Origin of the sequence: Escherichia sp. TW09308 (assembly GCF_000208565.1) — a bacterium.
Taxonomy (GTDB): domain Bacteria; phylum Pseudomonadota; class Gammaproteobacteria; order Enterobacterales; family Enterobacteriaceae; genus Escherichia; species Escherichia marmotae.
On sequence record NZ_AEME01000001.1, the window covers coordinates 3,698,660 to 3,715,662 of the forward strand.

Here is a 17,003-nt window from a genome sequence, read left to right on the forward strand (position 1 = left end):
TTCTACTCACAAAAACACGCAGTTACGTTTACGCCAGATCAGGTAGCCGTAGTTCTTTTTGGTATTGGGGGACGCATGACCGGCCTCCCAGGCCATCACCGTTCGCCCGAACGGGTGACAGGCTTTCGTATCCGGGTGCATGTTCACCATCTGATAGCGAAAACGGTCTTTCGGCATAATCGGCGAGTAATATTCCCTGCAGATTTTCTGATCCTCACCGATGCTGTTCAGGATCATCCCCTGACGATGCAGTTTGAACGCCATACGCTCCGATAACAGCACCGACGACTGTTGTGGGCTGAATTCATCTGAAATAAAACCGGTAAACGGGTACAGACTGCCGTGAGAGCCGGCACACCAGAACAACGCATTGATGGGTTTCCCCTTCACCGTTTTAATCGCATCTGCGGCACAGGCCCCCTGTGCAATCGGGTTAGCCACCACCAGAGCTTCCGGTGAAAGAATTAACGACAGCGCATCATCATCCCAGGTCGGATCAAGTTCAGACAGATACCCAATATCCAGATCGCCACGCTGCAGACAGGCAATCGACATGATGATATTCAGCCAGTATGTCAGCGGGTATTTGTACCAGTGCACATGATAAAAACCACCTGCCACGGGTTTATCCTCCTGACCGGCACCACCTGCCCCGACTTTTCCGACCGGAATATTGAAACCGCCCAGATTAACCATGCAGTACGGCGAACGGGTCACGTCCGTCAGCGCAAAAGGCTCCCAGTACCCGATCGCCATGCCGATGCGGTAACCAATCGGCACCAGAGGACAAATCTGCAGGGGCATGGACGGGTTATCCGTATCCGGTGCATCACCGTCAAAGACCGAAACATCTCCGATGCTCATCGGAAAAATGCACTCCCAGCAGATATCGCTGATCGGGTTAACAAAATTCCCGTCACACATTTTATCCTTGTCTTCTGCCAGCACATTTCCGGCGCACAGCCCCAGCGCAATCAAAGCGGCTGTCAGCGTCTTTCTTATCACGATTTTCCCTCCGGCATAGCTGCCGATGTGACAACCAGTGAACTCCCGTCCTGACGCACCACTGCCGGTATCCAGGTCAGCCCGAAGCGACGGCTCAGGGTGCCATCCTGATCAAAATAAATTCGCGTGTTCAGCGCCTTTGTGGCATCACGGATATTTCCCCCGACCAGTATCACCTTACGGTTCAGTTCTGCCGGCTGCTGCTTAAACCATGCCACCTGTCGTTCATCATCCGCATCCAGAAAATACAACGGACCGGCTAATGACACGGTATCCAGCGGGTTAATACGCTGTCCTTTACGGGCAAAAATGCGCCCGTTCTGATCTGCCATATCGGCTGTCACGCTCACTGTCGGATCAACACGGTGTGTGTGCGACCGGGTGTCTGTCTGCAGCCCCTCCACCGGCTTCGGACGCAGCGTGTTCTGCACCACCCGTTCCTTAAACTGCGTCTGCATCTCTGCCAGTTGCCCGCTGGCCTCCATGCTCTCCAGCCGTTGATGGATCAGGGAAAGCATGCTCTGCTCCTGCACCGGCCAGAGGTCACCCTGCACACCCAGATCCTTCGCCGCCAGCGGCAGGCTGATCAGCAGCCCGCACCACATCCACTTCACTGCCACCTCCTGTAATGGCGGGCCTGAATCTCCTGTACCTCCTGGCACCCCACGCATTTCCGCACACCCGGTATCAGCCGGCGACGTTCTGCCGGGACCGGCGCACCACACTCATCGCAGAACAGGGCACTGATGCCCGTTAACTGCTGACGGATACGTTGTATGCGATCGGCTTCCAGCATCGCCTGATGAGACTGAAAACGTTCGATTTCATCTGCCATACTCACTTCCCTTCCGCCATACGTGCAGCCACTGACTGCTGAATCTCTGCCGTAATATCTTCTGCTCCGCCCACAACGGCCGGCGCCACAATAATGACGGCCCGGTGATCGCGCTGATATGCCGTCAGACTGTCAGAGAGTGCGCGGTTAAAACGTGCAGTCAGCGCCTTTATCTGAGCTTCATCCAGTGCCTGCGCCGCAGCCTGTGACATAAAACTGTTCACGGTTCCGGCCATATCAAAACTGACCGTTTTTGGCTGGCGCCACTCTGTCAGTAACAGGGAGACCGCCGCATTCAGCACCATCATGCCTGCCACCACACCGGCGACAGGCTTCAGATAACGACGGCGACGGGAGCATTTAGCGGGGGATTTTTCCGGTGTAGCGGCAGAGGAAATCAGTGATTGTGTTTTATCCATTCCGTCAGTGTCTCCATTTCCTGCGGGAACTTACGCCAGGCCAGTTCTCCGATGATGTCGTGGATATCTTTACCGGCACGGAGTCCGGCTTCACGGTAGTCAAAATCTTCACCGTCAGACGAGAACATCACCCGGCTGATGGGGTCGAGCAGCAGACGATGGAAAGAAACCTGCCCGCCGTAACGCAACATGAAGGCACTGAAATGGGCCTCACGGGCTGCCGGAAAGCCCTCAATGACCTCCCTTTCAAACCGGTTAAACTGGTCCGGGTTATCCAGGCAGTATTTACGGAACGCATCGCGGTTCTGACGCAGGATGATTTTGAAGGAGGAGTTCGCCCAGGCCGCTTTCGCCGCGCCACTGGCTTTCTGCCCGTCAAAGTCTTCAATCCCCTGGGTGATGGTGATATAAGCCCCGTTGTATTTACGCGCCGTGCGGTACCCGTTCTCGATAAAGTCCTCGGCCCGCTTGTTGTCCTTCGACAGCAGCTTCCAGGCCTCATCAATCAGACAGACCTTGTGCTGCTGACGGTCGGAGAGATACATCCGCTGCTCAACGTAAATCATCATCGAGAACATCACGGCGGCCAGCAGGTCAGGCTTGTCCTTCAGCTCGCCCATCTCCAGCACGGAGAAACGCACGTTGTCATCCAGCGACGGCTTTTCACTGTTGAAGTAATCGCCGTAAATTCCCCAGGAGCAGTACTTTTCCAGCCCGACGATAATCTCATCCATACGCGAACGCACAGTGGTGGTGTCGCGATATTCCGGCTGCTCCAGCGCTTCCCGCATGTAGAGCACAATATCGTCAATCCGTGCGCTGTTCTTTTTGCGCAACCAGACTTCATGCACCGCTTTCAGCAACAGCGACATAAAGGTGTCGTCGCAGGTACCGGACGGGTTAGCCAGCACGACCAGCAGGTTACGGATACTTTCGGCAGACGCCGTAATATCCTTGATGTTGGCAAAGGGGTTGAAGCGCAGGTCGAGCGCGTTCAGATACACCCCGCCCACATTACGGCAGAGCCCCTTGTAGGAGTCCCCCATATCAAACACCCAGGCCCTGCCACCGCTGTCCAGCACCTGCCGAATGATGCCCTGCATCAGGAATGATTTACCGCCCCCGGAGGTACCGGTGACGGAGAGATTGTTGTTATCCGTATCCAGCCCCGCATTGCGGTCGAACAGGTTCAAAAAAGAAAGTTGGTTGCGGTAAGACGGTATGGGCAGCCCCTGCAGGCAGACCTGGTTATCCGCCACCACCGGCAGAATATTGGCCACATTGCTGGCCCGCGCCCGCTGAATAGCATTTGAACGGCAGATATCACTCCACAGCCCTTCCGGCATCATGAACGGAAAGACGGAGAGGTAATTACGCAGTTGCATAAACTCCGGCATGTACATTGACAGCCCGTTACGCCGGAAGGTGTTCAGCACCGTCATCTCCGTTTCCAGCGCCACTTCATCCCTGTCTTCACAGAACAGCGTGACGTTAAAGTAAAAACGCGCCAGTGAATCCTGGTTGGTGCTGAGGGATTCCCGCAGCCCGCCCCACTCCGCAGCCTGCTTTTTCACCGACGGCACAAACTTCGCAAAGGGGGAGTTGGCCTTTTTGTCCAGCTGGATAAACTTGCGGTTAGCCTCCCGCTGGGTGCCGGCCTGCTCCTCCACTTCCAGCGCCAGCGTCATTACAAACGGGCAGGAAATGGTGCACAGCGGGTCCGTGACGTTGCTGATATTGTCCCCCATCTGCCACAGGGCATACGGTTTCTCGGGATTTTTTTCCAGCATGAAATTAAGAATGCGTGTGCGCTCACGTTCACCACCACGTTGTGACTGCAGGCTCTGTTCAATGCGATCCGGATGCAGCATCAGCCGCAGGGAACGGTCAATACATTCTGTATTCAGCGGCTCAAACTCCGCCACATCCCCGCCCGGGGGTTCAGTATTGCCATGTCGGAAATTAGCCAGTTCGCGCACCAGAGAAACCAGCCCGTGTTTATCCACCCGCGTCGACCACAGGCCGGCAGAAGCCAGACCAGCCACTACACGGTTGGCCACCTGGTTCAGCTCCGTTTTCTTCTGTTCCGTCAGGCTGCTGACCTCTTCCGCATACGAGACAAACAGACGGTAATGGCGCAGCGTCAGCGGATAGCCTTTTTTATTGGCAAATTTTGTCAGGGCGGCCCGTTCATAATAGGCGCGGGTAATGGCATTGAATTCATCTGCCCGCTTTCCCTTCCAGCGGAAATCAGCCAGCCCACGCTCCAGCATCGGACGCACACAGGGAGAACCAACCAGCATGAATGTCAGCGGAACTTTACGGGGGATTTTATCCCGTAAAAAGTAATCCAGTGATTTACTGATGGCCTCATTGGCACCGGATAACGGCGCACACTCGAGGATAAACCCTGCCGTTCTGGCATTAATGAACAACTCACTGTCCGGATCATACCGGCGGTACGGCAGCAGACTGGCGAAAGACGGATAATCCATTTCATCCAGGATTTGCTGCGCCTGCTGGCTGCCATCCGGCGTTTTCCAGCCACCCAGCAGCTGCGACAGTAATACCTGCCAGCCTTTTACCTCCTGCTGTTCAGGTTGTCTTTCCCTGCTCACCCTTTATCCCCCTGCTGATGTAACCAGCGCGACGGCGTGACCTCAAAGGCCACCAGTGACGGCTGATGCCATACATCCTGTTCATCAGTCCAGGCGGCAATCCACATCCGGGCCGTTGTCGCCTGTAACCGGACGGGTTCCTGCGCCGCGCGCCGGGATTTCTGGCGTGTGCTGTCACCGTCAGTAACAATGCGGCTCCCCGTCGCTGTGTTTCCTGATGTCCGGGATGATACCGGTGAAGCCACTGAATCCGGTGCTCCTGCAGGTGTCTTTACGGCAAAAGGGACTGTTCTGGTTAAAGGTTGTGAACCGGAAGCGGCAAGGCGGGGAAGTGAGGACTGTTTTGTTGCTTCAGAACGTTCAGAGGATGACCGGGCTTTACTGTTCGCCTCATCCATTGTCATACAGCTGTTACTGGCTGTGGCACTGCAGTCAAATTCACTCTTCATTCCCGCACAACCACTCAGCAATAAAGCCAGTGCAACGGGTGTCAGATACAGAATCTTCATTTCTTTCTCCGTTATTTGGGCGTCTGTATGGCAGGCACCGTATCCCCGAGATTAAGTTCCTGCAGCATCTGCTGTGATACCTGAATACCGTTATCCACCACCGCTTTCGCCTGACGCGCCGGCGTGGATGCCTTGTCCTCGTCCGTGTACTTCAGCTGAAAACCTTCCTGAAATACCACCGTCACTTCCGTTCCTGCCCCTACAGGGATGACCGGGTGATACTGCTCTGCCCGCTTGATGTAATAATCACTCAGCGTTTTACCGACCTGCGATGCCCCGCCACCCAGCGCGCTGTTCATCACTGAACTGCCGGAAACCGAGGCCACAGCCCCCGCACCCGGTGTTTCCTGACCAATTTTGGCCACACCGCTGCCAATACCATCCACGGCACCGGCTGCAAATGCCCAGCCAATAATTTTGCCGTTACGCATGACCGGCTCACCTTTGATGCCGTTCTTCCCTTTAAAAGAAACATGGCCTTTAAAAGGCATATCAATCACATGCCCGTTTTTATGGCAGGAAAGACGATCGGTACGGATCAGCGCCCGCTCACTGGAGATATCGCCATAGGCCCCGGCAGTGACCATACAGCCTGTCAGATCATACGTTTTATCGTTGGGCATCCTGACCAGGCCGGTCAGGCGGAACTGCATCGGGGACGGATCGCTGTTACCGGTGACGGAGGCATTGGCATCGGCCCCTTCAATAACAACCGCCGGCGCAAAGCTGGCTGACGGGATATAAGGCAGAGGTGGTTTATTGCTGACAGCAGATTTTTCACCATAATCCACGGTCATTGAGGACAGACCTTTCTCAGGCTTTGGTGTCACCTGATACTGCGTGACCGGTGCCAGATTTACGTTCTCATTACCACTGCCCGGCGGGTAAAAGGTGGTTGGAGGTGGAACAGCCGCGCCCGGGCCAAAAGAAGGTGCAGGTTGCCCGGCGGGCAATTCCGGTGCGCTGTTTTCTTTCATCGCCTCCTGTTCGGCCCGCAGGATAGCCAGCTCATTCTCCTGCTCTTCAATTTTGGCCCGGTAGTCCTGCTCCCGCTGCTCCATTTTCGCCAGACGGGATTCAAAGGCTTTCAGCTTTTTTTCCGCCTCACTGGCGGTATGCTGAATATCTGCAACCGCCGCGTCTGACACCTTTTTATCGAAGGTCTGTGAGACCACACCAGTCATATTGGGCGGCGGCGCTTTTTGCTGCTGTGTCTGCGCTGCTTTTCCTGCATGCTGCGCGGAAGACAGATACCAGGCGGCCCCACCCACTGCACTGATCCCCAGACCAATAAGCGCCATTCTGAGGTTTTGTTTACGACGAACCAGCTGATTGATATTAGCCATCCCGCGCCCGTCTGTCCGACCATCACCCAGACATCGGTGGTCGCTCCGGGTAACAGGGTTTCTGCACGGGGATAAATCACCACGCTGCGCACACCCGGCGCACTGAACTGAGATTCAGATAACACTGCCGCATGTTGTTGCCTGTTGCTTATCCGGTAGCGATATACCCGCAGAAGATCACCACTCCACATGCCGTCTGCCCGGGCAACCAGTCCGGCAGGCAGTGAGAACACCGGCGCGGCCACGACCGGAGAAAAGACATATCCCGGGGGAATATCGCCTTTCATCAGCGTCCTTTGCACATCAACCAGCAACGCCACATAATCATGGCTGCGCTCCCAGGCGGCGGCAGCCTGGTGGCGAACCGGCCGCTCACTTATCAGATGTACCACCCGCCCGTCCCGGGCCTGAGGCTGCCCGATAACGGAGACCACCAGGCCACCTTCGGTACGGATATAAAACGTGAAGGGCGCGGTTTTCTCCGTCATCAGGATCACCCCACCATTTGCAATACCTGTCTGTCCGTACTCTCCGGTATTCGTGAAGGTTCCCTGCGCACTGTCCACACCCACAATACGGTCACCCGGAACAACCAGCAGGTTAGGCTGTGTGTTGCTCAGTGCAATACGGGCCTGTGCATCAGGCGACACAGGAACCTGTACGGGTTTCTGTGCCATCGGTGCGGCCTGTACGTTACCGGCCAGACCGCACAGCAATGCGGCCATCCCCGGAAGAGTCCGCCATTTATTTCGTTGGTTTTTCTTTCTCATTCACCAGTTCCTTAAATGACCGGATAGTTGTCATCCCGTCCCTGTAACCCAGTTCCAGCCGGTATGCCTTTTCTTCCGGCAATGCCTCGCGCCGTCCAATCCACGTCTTCAGCGTCCCCCTGAAATCCACCACCCCGGCATTCGGATACACATCAATCCCGGTCATATAAAACGCAGAGCTGGCATTGTTGGTAATGATCTGACTGGCTTCACCATCCAGAATCTCTTTCATCTGAGGGCGGGTTGTTGTATCGAAATAACGCAGCAGGGCCTGATGCTGGGCTTTTACCGATTCCGGCGTGACATTAAGTCGCAGGAACATCAACGATTCCGCCACCTGCTGCAGATAGCTGGCATCAGCCACATTACGGGACAGCGAAAACGGTTGATTAAAGAACATGGGGATATAGGTTTCTTTCTGCCCCCGCGCCAGATCTTCAATTCGTAACCAGGCAAGGACATTCGCGGCCAGACTCAGACCAAGAAAAAACAACAGGATGACAAATGTCAGGGATGTGAACTTCAGGGCTGAGCGATGTGCGCTCAGATCCATAAATCTCTCCTTATTTTAACCACAGTCGCCGGCATGACTCCGGCAGCACCTTAAACTGACTGTTCAGTCCTGGCAGATGCCAGTAACACATATTAAAAAGCCAGGATGTCCCCTTTCCCTTTTTGAAGTGGGTTAACGCAAACCAGAACAGAAGCCCGACAATCAAACCGGCCAGACTCTGGTTGAAGTAAATCCCGATACACGGTGGAGTCAGTCCAACGGTAGCCTCATCGAGAGGGATCCCGATGAGGCGTTTCTGTTCGGTCAGCGTCTGAGGGAAGATGTAACGTTCTTCCACGTCATCACGCATACCGTCATCTCCTGATAAAACGGAAGCAAATTAGCCACCAATCATGGAGAAGATAACCTTGGTCACCACGATAAATACCGGGATCAACACAAAGGTGGCGGGGTTGTGGTTACGCAGATAGAGCATGAATACCAGAAAAACTTCCGCGATCATGAAGTAGTACATCATCGTGGAGTCCTGACCAAAAGTCGCCTGGACGTCCGCTTTACCGGGAGCAGCCAGGTCCGTTGCCTGTGCCATTCCCTGTGCCGCCAGCCAGAGAGCCAGCGGCGCAGCCACATATTTTACCAGGGCTTTGGCAGTTGATTTATTAACAACAGCCAAACAACGTGACAACAACCCCGGCTTACGTTTTTTCGCAGACGTTGCCATAACATTATTTAAGACATTATTTAAAACAGTCATTTCAGCCATATAAATTCCTCTTTAACGGACAATAAAAAGTTATATGGGCGGAATTGCCCTCTGAATACCCGGGAGTGGATATTCAGAATGAAACTCCGGACTGCTTCAGACACGCTACCGCCCTCGGGTGCAAATCCGATCGTGACCGGGAAATACGGTCTGCGGGGCGCAAAAGTTCCTGCCCGTAAATAACAGGGCATGACAAATGCAAAAGAAGCTCTTTCTCCGCAAAAGACAAAAGAGTATTGCTGATATTTAAACTCCCGCTACGGAGAAAATGTGTAAATACAGTTTTAGAGAAAACAGAAAATCACTTGTCTTCTGGTAAAAGGATCTCCCAGTAACTGTTCTCTCCAAGAACAGGAACAGAATTCAAATGTTGAGTCAGACGTAATGTCGCTTCCAGGCTCTTTGATCGTCCTGCTGCTTTTGCAGCAGCAACAAGTTTTTCATTAGTTTCCCGACGAAGAAGAAGTGTTACTGAAACGACACTTTTTTTCTTCTTTGCTTCTGACATAAACCCCCCTCAGATAACTGAGAGGGAATGATTTCATAAAAAAAACATTTTAGCTAGCAGGACAATTGTCGAACATTTTTGATTTATATCAAGCAAACTTCATTTAATACTGGAGACATAGATATGCGTGGCGGAATAAATTTACTCCACTGATATAAGTCAGAAAGTAATATAAAGTTTTCATAATTTTCAACAATCAAATGCGTATATATTGTTGAAGCTCTTTTTTCTATCGCTTTTACATTAACATTCATAAATTCAGCGATACTTCTTTGTGACACTCTGGCAGACATTAGCCATGCGACAAGCCAGTCATCAGGATCAAGATCCAGGAAAGGATTAACACCATAGAATCGTTGGTGTTTGTATAATTCACTAATATTTTTCTTATTGATATTGCATATCGCATCTATTATTTTCCTCTCTGTCCCGAGAAAATGTAAAGTATCAATTTTTACATATACACCGTCGAGAAATGGTTTTAATGTGCAAATATAGGGACGCGTCCTGTCTATAGATAAAAGTGAAACCAACAATATTTTTATTTTATTCTCCGCAATAGTAAGACATTCATACTCTTTTAGCTTCCTATCGTAAAAACCGAATAAATTTCCAGGCTGATTCTGTAAAAACTCATCTTGACTTACATCATTCAGGGAACAAAAAACGCGCAGAAAATCATTACTGCAATCTAAAAATTGTCCATTGCTATTTTTAATGTACCAGATACCGCCTGTCTGGCGATGATATTGATAAAAATGTGAGGAAAGATCTTGAGATCCAGCAGGTAGATCAATAGAGTTGTGTTTAGCCATAACTAGTTCCTCCAAAGGTGGCTAGATTGTGGTTAGCCCTGGTAGCGGGAGTGCTATTCCCCTGCCAGGGCGACTCAGTTAAATTTTAAAAATAGTCAGATATCGCCAACTATTTTTTCAATGCAAATTTTATCAAACACCTTTTACAGGTTCAATATCTCTCATTCTTTTTCAGGAAAAAACTCCTGCAACGATTCCTTTATTTCCTGCTTAAACTTCGAAATCATCTCATGATAGTTATGACGCGAATCCGACTTTATTTCTGTTAAATCAAACATACAATTAAGAATAGCCTGAGTGGTAAGGCGACTCTTCATACATTCTTCCAGAAGTCGCTTACGAAACAATTCCTCATCAGTTAACCCGCCATTTTTTTCCTCTTCCTGTTCACGCTTTTTTAATTGCTGTACAACGCGTAATCCTGTCTCCAGCAATTCGGAACAGACACTTGACATATTAACATCAGCCGGAGTGGCTCCTTCAGCCAGTCTTTCATCAACAAGCTGACGAATACCATCAAGTGTTTTTTGTTTCATATAAACGTTTTGTCTCGGCATTAAATATTTCCTGCTACAAAATTACAGTGCCTGATGCAGCACCGTTTAAAAAACAAGCAACAGTGCTTGATCCAGCACCGCAGCACCATAACAGGCACTATAGCATCAATATCAGGCACTGTAAGCAGCACTGCACAGGCAAAATCCAGCCACAATCCAGCACCGTAACAGGCACCGTTACAGTGCCTATCTTTCAGTAACATTATGATTAATAAGAATTAGCACTGTAACAGTGCTGCTTACAGTGCCTGACCCAGCCACAAAGCAGCACTGTTACGGTGCTGCATATGACTGAAAATCGTAAACTTTGCCACATGAAATAATCTTAATACACTGATTCTAAAGAGAAATCATGCAAAACACAGTTTTGCGTGATGTGTGAGGAAAATACTTTCAGAGGAGAGATGAGGCAAAAAGCATCCCGGGGCTGATTCGGAATTTCGGGGCATTGCCTGTAAAGCACAAAAATGGCATGCTCACGCCATAGTATTGACACTATAAATAGTAAATGCATGCATAAGATTATCGCCATTATCCTCATAATGTTTGCAGGAAATACATATTCCTCTGACTGTTTTGAACTTGCTGGCAGAGATTACAAAATAGATCCCGATTTACTGAGAGCGATTTCATGGCATGAATCCCGTAACAGAGTTAATGCTATCGGCATTAACCCTGTTACGGGATATGGCTCCGGCCTGATGCAAATCGACTCCCAGCATTTTAAGGAGTTGTCACGTTACGGAATAAAACCGGAACACCTGGTTACAGACCCGTGCATGAATATTTATACCGGTGCGTATTACCTGGCAATAGCGTTCAAAAAGTGGGGCGTAACGTGGCGGGCTGTCGGTGCTTACAATGCCGGTTTTCGCAACACAGAGGAACAGGAACGACGCAGAAAAATTTATGCTACAAAAATACAGAACATTTATCGCAATATAAAGAACAAACGAGGTTACTGAAAGATGTTTTCAGATAGCGCCTCTCTTAATGCCGCTGCGATCGGGTATACTCGGGCGGCAATCTGGGATTTCCGGGGGGAGACAATTTGCGCGTTAGTCGCTCGTTAACAATTAAGCAGATGGCAATGGTGGCGGCCGTTGTCATGGTATTCGTTTTTGTTTTTTGCACTGTTTTGCTGTTTCATCTGGTACAGCAGAACCGCTATAACACGGCTACGCAACTGGAAAGCATTGCTCGCTCTGTCCGCGAACCCTTATCTTCCGCCATTTTGAAAGGTGATATTCCGCAGGCGGAAGCTATTCTTGCCAGCATAAAACCGGCGGGTGTGGTCAGCCGCGCCGATGTTGTATTACCTAACCAGTTCCAGGCGCTACGTAAAAGTTTTATTCCAGAGCGCCCGGTGCCAGTGATGTTCACCCGATTGTTTGAGTTACCGGTACAAATCTCGCTGGGCGTCTACTCGCTGGAGCGTCCGGCCACCCCGCAGCCGATTGCCTATCTGGTGTTACAGGCAGATTCCTTCCGCATGTACAAGTTCGTGATGAGCACCGTCTCTACGTTAGTGACCATTTACTTACTTTTGTCACTCATCCTGACGGTGGCGATTAGCTGGTGCATTAACCGACTGATATTACATCCTTTACGTAATATTGCTCGCGAACTAAACGCCATTCCACCGCAAGAGATTGTTGGTCATCAACTGGCCTTGCCGCGTCTGCATCAGGACGACGAAATCGGTATGCTGGTGCGCAGTTACAACCTTAATCAGCAATTGTTGCAGCGCCATTATGAAGAACAGTGCGAAAATGCGATGCGCTTCCCGGTGTCGGATTTGCCAAACAAAGCCTTGCTGATGGAGATGCTGGAGCAGGTGGTTGCACGTAAACAAACCACCGCACTGATGATCATCACTTGTGAAACGCTGCGTGATACCGCAGGCGTGCTGAAAGAGGCACAGCGGGAAATCCTGCTACTGACGCTGGTGGAGAAAATCAAATCTGTGCTGTCGCCACGCATGATCCTCGCACAGGTCAGCGGCTATGACTTCGCTGTTATCGCCAACGGCGTACAGGAGCCGTGGCACGCCATCACATTAGGTCAGCAAGTGCTTACTATCATGAGCGAGCGTTTGCCAATTGAACGTATTCAACTGCGTCCACACTGTAGCATTGGTGTGGCGATGTTCTATGGCGATCTTACTGCCGAACAACTTTATGGTCGTGCTATTTCAGCGGCGTTTACTGCTCGTCATAAAGGGAAGAATCAAATTCAGTTCTATGATCCGCAGCAGATGGAAGAAGCTCAACAGCGGCTGACGGAAGAGAGCGATATCCTTAATGCACTGGAAAATCATCAGTTTGCTATTTGGTTGCAGCCACAGGTGGAGATGACCAGTGGCAAATTAGTCAGTGCGGAAGTGTTGTTGCGTATCCAGCAACCGGATGGTAGTTGGGAATTGCCGGATGGGCTAATCGATCGAATTGAGTCCTGTGGACTGATGGTTACCGTTGGTCATTGGGTGCTGGAGGAGTCCTGTCGGCTGCTTGCCGCCTGGCAAGAGCGCGGCATTATGCTGCCGTTGTCGGTGAACCTCTCGGCGCTACAGCTTATGCACCCGAATATGGTGCCGGATATGCTGGAGTTGTTAACCCGCTATCGCATTCAGCCGGGAACGCTGATTCTGGAAGTGACAGAGAGTCGACGTATTGATGACCCGCAAGCGGCGGTGGCGATCCTCCGTCCGCTGCGAAATGCCGGAGTACAGGTGGCACTGGATGATTTCGGCATGGGTTACGCAGGGCTACGTCAGTTGCAGCATATGAAATCGTTGCCAATAGACGTGCTGAAAATCGACAAAATGTTCGTTGAAGGCTTGCCAGAAGATAGCAGCATGATTACCGCAATTATCATGCTGGCGCAAAGTCTGAACCTACAAATGATTGCCGAAGGCGTGGAGACTGAAGCGCAACGCGACTGGCTGGCAAAAGCGGGCGTGGGTATTGCCCAGGGCTTCCTTTTTGCACGGCCACTCCCCATTGAAATCTTCGAAGAGAGTTACCTGGAAGATAAATAACTACCCCAAACTGATTACAAAACTTTAAAAAGTGCTGGTTTGTGCGAGCCAGCTCAAACTTTTTAACCTTTTTGTTTCAATTATGATCCAGGTACATTTCTGTGATGTTGTCTGGGTGTTATTTTAAGGCCGCAGGTACACCATAACCTTACAAGACCTGTGGTTTTACTAAAGGACACCCTATGAAGACCTCTCTGTTTAAAAGCCTTTACTTTCAGGTCCTGACAGCGATAGCCATTGGTATTCTCCTTGGCCATTTCTATCCTGAAATAGGCGAGCAAATGAAACCGCTTGGCGACGGATTCGTTAAGCTCATTAAGATGATCATCGCTCCCGTCATCTTTTGTACTGTCGTAACTGGCATTGCGGGCATGGAAAGCATGAAGGCGGTCGGTCGTACCGGCGCTGTCGCACTGCTTTACTTTGAAGTTGTCAGTACCATCGCGCTGATTATTGGTCTTATCATCGTTAACGTCGTGCAGCCTGGTGCCGGAATGAACGTCGATCCGGCAAGTCTTGATGCGAAAGCGGTCGCGGTTTACGCCGCGCAGGCGAAAGATCAGGGCATTGTCGCCTTCATTATGGATGTCATCCCGGCGAGTGTTATTGGCGCATTTGCCAGCGGTAACATCCTGCAGGTGCTGTTGTTTGCCGTCCTGTTTGGTTTTGCGCTCCATCGTTTGGGTAGCAAAGGCCAACTGATTTTTAACGTTATCGAAAGTTTCTCACAGGTCATCTTCGGCATTATCAATATGATCATGCGCCTGGCACCCATTGGTGCGTTTGGGGCGATGGCGTTTACTATCGGTAAATACGGCGTCGGCACACTGGTGCAACTGGGGCAGCTCATTATCTGCTTCTACATCACCTGTATCCTGTTTGTGGTGCTGGTACTGGGTTCAATCGCTAAAGCGACCGGTTTCAGTATCTTCAAATTTATCCGTTATATCCGTGAAGAATTGCTGATTGTTCTGGGGACGTCTTCTTCCGAGTCAGCGCTGCCGCGTATGCTCGACAAGATGGAGAAACTCGGTTGCCGGAAATCGGTGGTGGGGTTGGTTATCCCAACAGGCTACTCGTTTAATCTTGACGGAACATCGATATACTTGACGATGGCGGCGGTGTTTATCGCCCAGGCCACCAACAGTGAGATGGATATCGTCCACCAAATCACGCTGTTAGTTGTGTTGCTGCTTTCTTCCAAAGGGGCGGCAGGGGTAACGGGCAGTGGCTTTATCGTGCTGGCGGCGACGCTTTCAGCCGTGGGTCATTTACCGGTGGCTGGTCTGGCGCTGATCCTCGGCATCGACCGCTTTATGTCGGAAGCTCGTGCGCTGACTAATCTTGTCGGTAATGGTGTCGCAACTATCGTGGTAGCGAAGTGGGTTAAAGAACTGGACCACAAAAAACTGGATGATGTGCTGAATAATCGTGCGCCGGATGGCAAAACGCACGAATTATCCTCTTAATCTCACTACTTATGCCCGCACTCCCTTCCCCGAGTGCGGGTGTTTGCGCATAATTGACCCCTGTGCCCGAACTGACCCCCTGGGTGAGTTCGGGTTTATTTCACTTCCTCCGTGACATTTTCATGTTCTTGCGGTCTAACACGAAGTGTTTTTAACGTCATTCAGACTGACCGACAACGGGCAGTCTTTTATTACCAGGATAGTTGATCAGGGGTTCACATGCAGGGCACAAAAATTCGACTTTTAGCGGGCGGTTTGCTGGTGATGGCCACTGCTGGCTATGTGCAGGCAGATGCGCTCCAGCCTGATCCAGCATGGCAACAGGGGACGCTCTCCAACGGTTTACAGTGGCAAGTGCTGACCACGCCTCAGCGTCCCAGCGATCGTGTTGAAATTCGCCTGCTGGTTAATACCGGTTCGCTCGCTGAAAGTACACAACAGAGCGGTTACAGCCACGCTATTCCTCGTATTGCGCTAACGCAAAGCGGTGGCCTGGAAGCAGCACAGGCACGTTCATTGTGGCAACAGGGGATCGACCCTAAGCGTCCAATGCCGCCGGTGATCGTCTCTTATGACACCACGCTGTTTAATCTTAGTTTGCCAAATAACCGTAACGACCTGCTGAAAGAAGCGCTCTCTTATCTGGCGAATACGACCGGCAAGCTGACCATCACGCCAGAAACGGTAAACCATGCGTTGCAAAGCCAGGACATGGTGGCAACCTGGCCAGCCGACACCAAAGAAGGCTGGTGGCGCTATCGTTTGAAAGGATCTACCTTGCTAGGTCACGATCCTGCTGATTCGCTGAAACAACCCGTTGAGGCGGCGAAAATTAAAGATTTCTACCAGAAATGGTACACCCCAGATGCTATGACGCTGCTGGTGGTGGGTAATGTTGATGCGCGCTCGGTTGTCGACCAAATCAACAAAACCTTTGGCGAATTGAAAGGCAAACGTGAAACACCGGCACCAGTGCCGACGCTTTCTCCGCTGCGCGCCGAAGCGGTAAGCATTATGACTGACGCAGTGCGTCAGGACCGGTTATCCATTATGTGGGATACGCCGTGGCAGCCGATTCGTGAGTCAGCGGCGCTCCTGCGCTACTGGCGTGCTGATCTGGCCCGTGAGGCGCTGTTCTGGCATGTTCAGCAAGCACTAAGCGCCAATAACAGCAAAGATATCGGCCTCGGTTTTGACTGCCGTGTGCTGTATCAGCGTGCGCAATGTGCCATCAACATCGAGTCGCCAAACGACAAACTGAACAGCAACCTGAATCTGGTTGCGCGTGAACTGGCGAAAGTTCGTGATAAAGGCCTGCCAGAAGAAGAGTTCAACGCTCTGGTTGCGCAAAAGAAACTGGAGTTACAGAAACTGTTTGCTGCTTATGCGCGAGCTGATACCGATATTCTGATGGGGCAGCGGATGCGTTCACTGCAAAATCAGGTCGTCGATATCGCGCCAGAGCAATATCAGAAACTGCGTCAGGATTTTCTTAACAGCCTGACGGTAGAAATGTTAAATCAGGATCTGCGTCAGCAGTTGTCGAACGACATGGCGTTAATTCTGCTGCAGCCGAAAGGTGAGCCGGAATTTAACATGAAAGGATTGCAGGCCGCCTGGGATCAAATCATGGCACCATCTACTGCGGCTGCCGCCACATCTGTAGCCGCAGATGATGTGCATCCTGAAGTGACGGATATTCCACCCGCACAGTGATAAATAACCCGGCAGCCTTTCTTCTGGCTGCCGGGATTAACGGTGACGAATAAGTTACCGTGATATACCCGCAGATATTTTTCCTGGCACGGTGGTAGCGTGCGGATAATCATTGACGG

The 17,003-nt window shown here is 51.2% G+C and carries 18 protein-coding genes; 4 read left to right on the plus strand and 14 right to left on the minus strand.

Features of this window, described 5'->3' with window-relative positions; translation table 11 throughout:
* Positions 1–6 precede the first annotated feature (6 nt).
* From traU to traM, 14 genes are all read right to left on the minus strand, one after another.
* Positions 7–1,002 carry a conjugal transfer pilus assembly protein TraU gene (traU, locus tag ESM_RS0117720; RefSeq protein ID WP_237708221.1) on the minus strand — a complete coding sequence of 332 codons (996 nt, stop codon included), beginning with the start codon at positions 1,000–1,002 and terminating at the stop codon, positions 7–9.
* Positions 1,002–1,619, minus strand: a complete 618-nt coding sequence (gene traW, locus ESM_RS0117725) for a type-F conjugative transfer system protein TraW (protein WP_000871842.1) — start codon at positions 1,617–1,619, stop codon at positions 1,002–1,004. The genes traU and traW overlap by 1 nt, the downstream gene beginning before the upstream one ends.
* A complete protein-coding gene (locus tag ESM_RS0117730; RefSeq protein WP_000752803.1) occupies positions 1,616–1,840 on the minus strand; it encodes a TraR/DksA C4-type zinc finger protein in 225 nt (74 codons plus the stop codon). Before ESM_RS0117730 ends, traW begins: the two co-directional genes overlap by 4 nt.
* A 2-nt stretch (positions 1,841–1,842) precedes the next feature.
* Entirely contained in the window at positions 1,843–2,259 is a 417-nt protein-coding gene (trbI, locus tag ESM_RS0117735; protein ID WP_000361870.1) for a type-F conjugative transfer system protein TrbI, read from the minus strand.
* On the minus strand, positions 2,238–4,877 hold the full coding sequence (traC, locus tag ESM_RS0117740; protein ID WP_000085829.1) for a type IV secretion system protein TraC: 2,640 nt from the start codon (positions 4,875–4,877) through the stop codon (positions 2,238–2,240). Before traC ends, trbI begins: the two co-directional genes overlap by 22 nt.
* A complete protein-coding gene (traV, locus tag ESM_RS0117745) occupies positions 4,874–5,386 on the minus strand; it encodes a type IV conjugative transfer system lipoprotein TraV (protein ID WP_000699801.1) in 513 nt (170 codons plus the stop codon). The genes traC and traV overlap by 4 nt, the downstream gene beginning before the upstream one ends.
* A gap of 11 nt (positions 5,387–5,397) precedes the next feature.
* Positions 5,398–6,678, minus strand: a complete 1,281-nt coding sequence (gene traB / locus ESM_RS0117750; protein WP_237708222.1) for an F-type conjugal transfer pilus assembly protein TraB — start codon at positions 6,676–6,678, stop codon at positions 5,398–5,400.
* Entirely contained in the window at positions 6,567–7,502 is a 936-nt protein-coding gene (gene traK / locus ESM_RS01000000125255; RefSeq protein WP_010379555.1) for a type-F conjugative transfer system secretin TraK, read from the minus strand. The genes traB and traK overlap by 112 nt, the downstream gene beginning before the upstream one ends.
* Positions 7,477–8,055 carry a type IV conjugative transfer system protein TraE gene (traE, locus tag ESM_RS0117760; protein WP_000365869.1) on the minus strand — a complete coding sequence of 193 codons (579 nt, stop codon included), beginning with the start codon at positions 8,053–8,055 and terminating at the stop codon, positions 7,477–7,479. The genes traK and traE overlap by 26 nt, the downstream gene beginning before the upstream one ends.
* 10 nt (positions 8,056–8,065) lie before the next feature.
* Complete coding sequence (traL, locus tag ESM_RS0117765) at positions 8,066–8,365, minus strand: type IV conjugative transfer system protein TraL (protein ID WP_001204091.1); 300 nt, start codon at positions 8,363–8,365, stop codon at positions 8,066–8,068.
* Positions 8,366–8,395: 30 nt separating this feature from the next.
* Positions 8,396–8,779, minus strand: a complete 384-nt coding sequence (locus ESM_RS0117770; RefSeq protein ID WP_000829551.1) for a type IV conjugative transfer system pilin TraA — start codon at positions 8,777–8,779, stop codon at positions 8,396–8,398.
* Between the two features lie 301 nt (positions 8,780–9,080).
* Positions 9,081–9,287 carry a TraY domain-containing protein gene (locus ESM_RS0117775; RefSeq protein WP_001287348.1) on the minus strand — a complete coding sequence of 69 codons (207 nt, stop codon included), beginning with the start codon at positions 9,285–9,287 and terminating at the stop codon, positions 9,081–9,083.
* Between the two features lie 83 nt (positions 9,288–9,370).
* Positions 9,371–10,102, minus strand: coding sequence for a hypothetical protein (locus ESM_RS0117780; protein WP_001062164.1), 732 nt, complete (start codon positions 10,100–10,102; stop codon positions 9,371–9,373).
* Between the two features lie 161 nt (positions 10,103–10,263).
* Positions 10,264–10,659: a conjugal transfer relaxosome DNA-binding protein TraM gene (traM, locus tag ESM_RS0117785; RefSeq protein WP_001137965.1), complete on the minus strand. Its 396-nt coding sequence runs from the start codon at positions 10,657–10,659 to the stop codon at positions 10,264–10,266.
* 512 nt (positions 10,660–11,171) lie between these two features.
* On the opposite strand from traM, the gene ESM_RS0117790 reads away from it, so the two are divergent.
* The 4 genes from ESM_RS0117790 (at position 11,172) to ESM_RS0117805 (ending at position 16,884) form a co-directional block, all read left to right on the plus strand.
* Positions 11,172–11,624, plus strand: coding sequence for a transglycosylase SLT domain-containing protein (locus tag ESM_RS0117790; RefSeq protein ID WP_001469955.1), 453 nt, complete (start codon positions 11,172–11,174; stop codon positions 11,622–11,624).
* A gap of 86 nt (positions 11,625–11,710) precedes the next feature.
* Positions 11,711–13,699 carry a biofilm formation regulator HmsP gene (gene hmsP / locus ESM_RS0117795; RefSeq protein ID WP_001266370.1) on the plus strand — a complete coding sequence of 663 codons (1,989 nt, stop codon included), beginning with the start codon at positions 11,711–11,713 and terminating at the stop codon, positions 13,697–13,699.
* A gap of 182 nt (positions 13,700–13,881) precedes the next feature.
* The gene (gene dctA, locus ESM_RS0117800; RefSeq protein ID WP_000858222.1) at positions 13,882–15,168 is read left to right on the plus strand and encodes a C4-dicarboxylate transporter DctC; all 1,287 of its coding nucleotides are present in this window, start codon (positions 13,882–13,884) and stop codon (positions 15,166–15,168) included.
* 219 nt (positions 15,169–15,387) lie between these two features.
* Entirely contained in the window at positions 15,388–16,884 is a 1,497-nt protein-coding gene (locus tag ESM_RS0117805) for a M16 family metallopeptidase (RefSeq protein ID WP_001163174.1), read from the plus strand.
* The last annotated feature ends 119 nt before the right edge of the window (positions 16,885–17,003 follow it).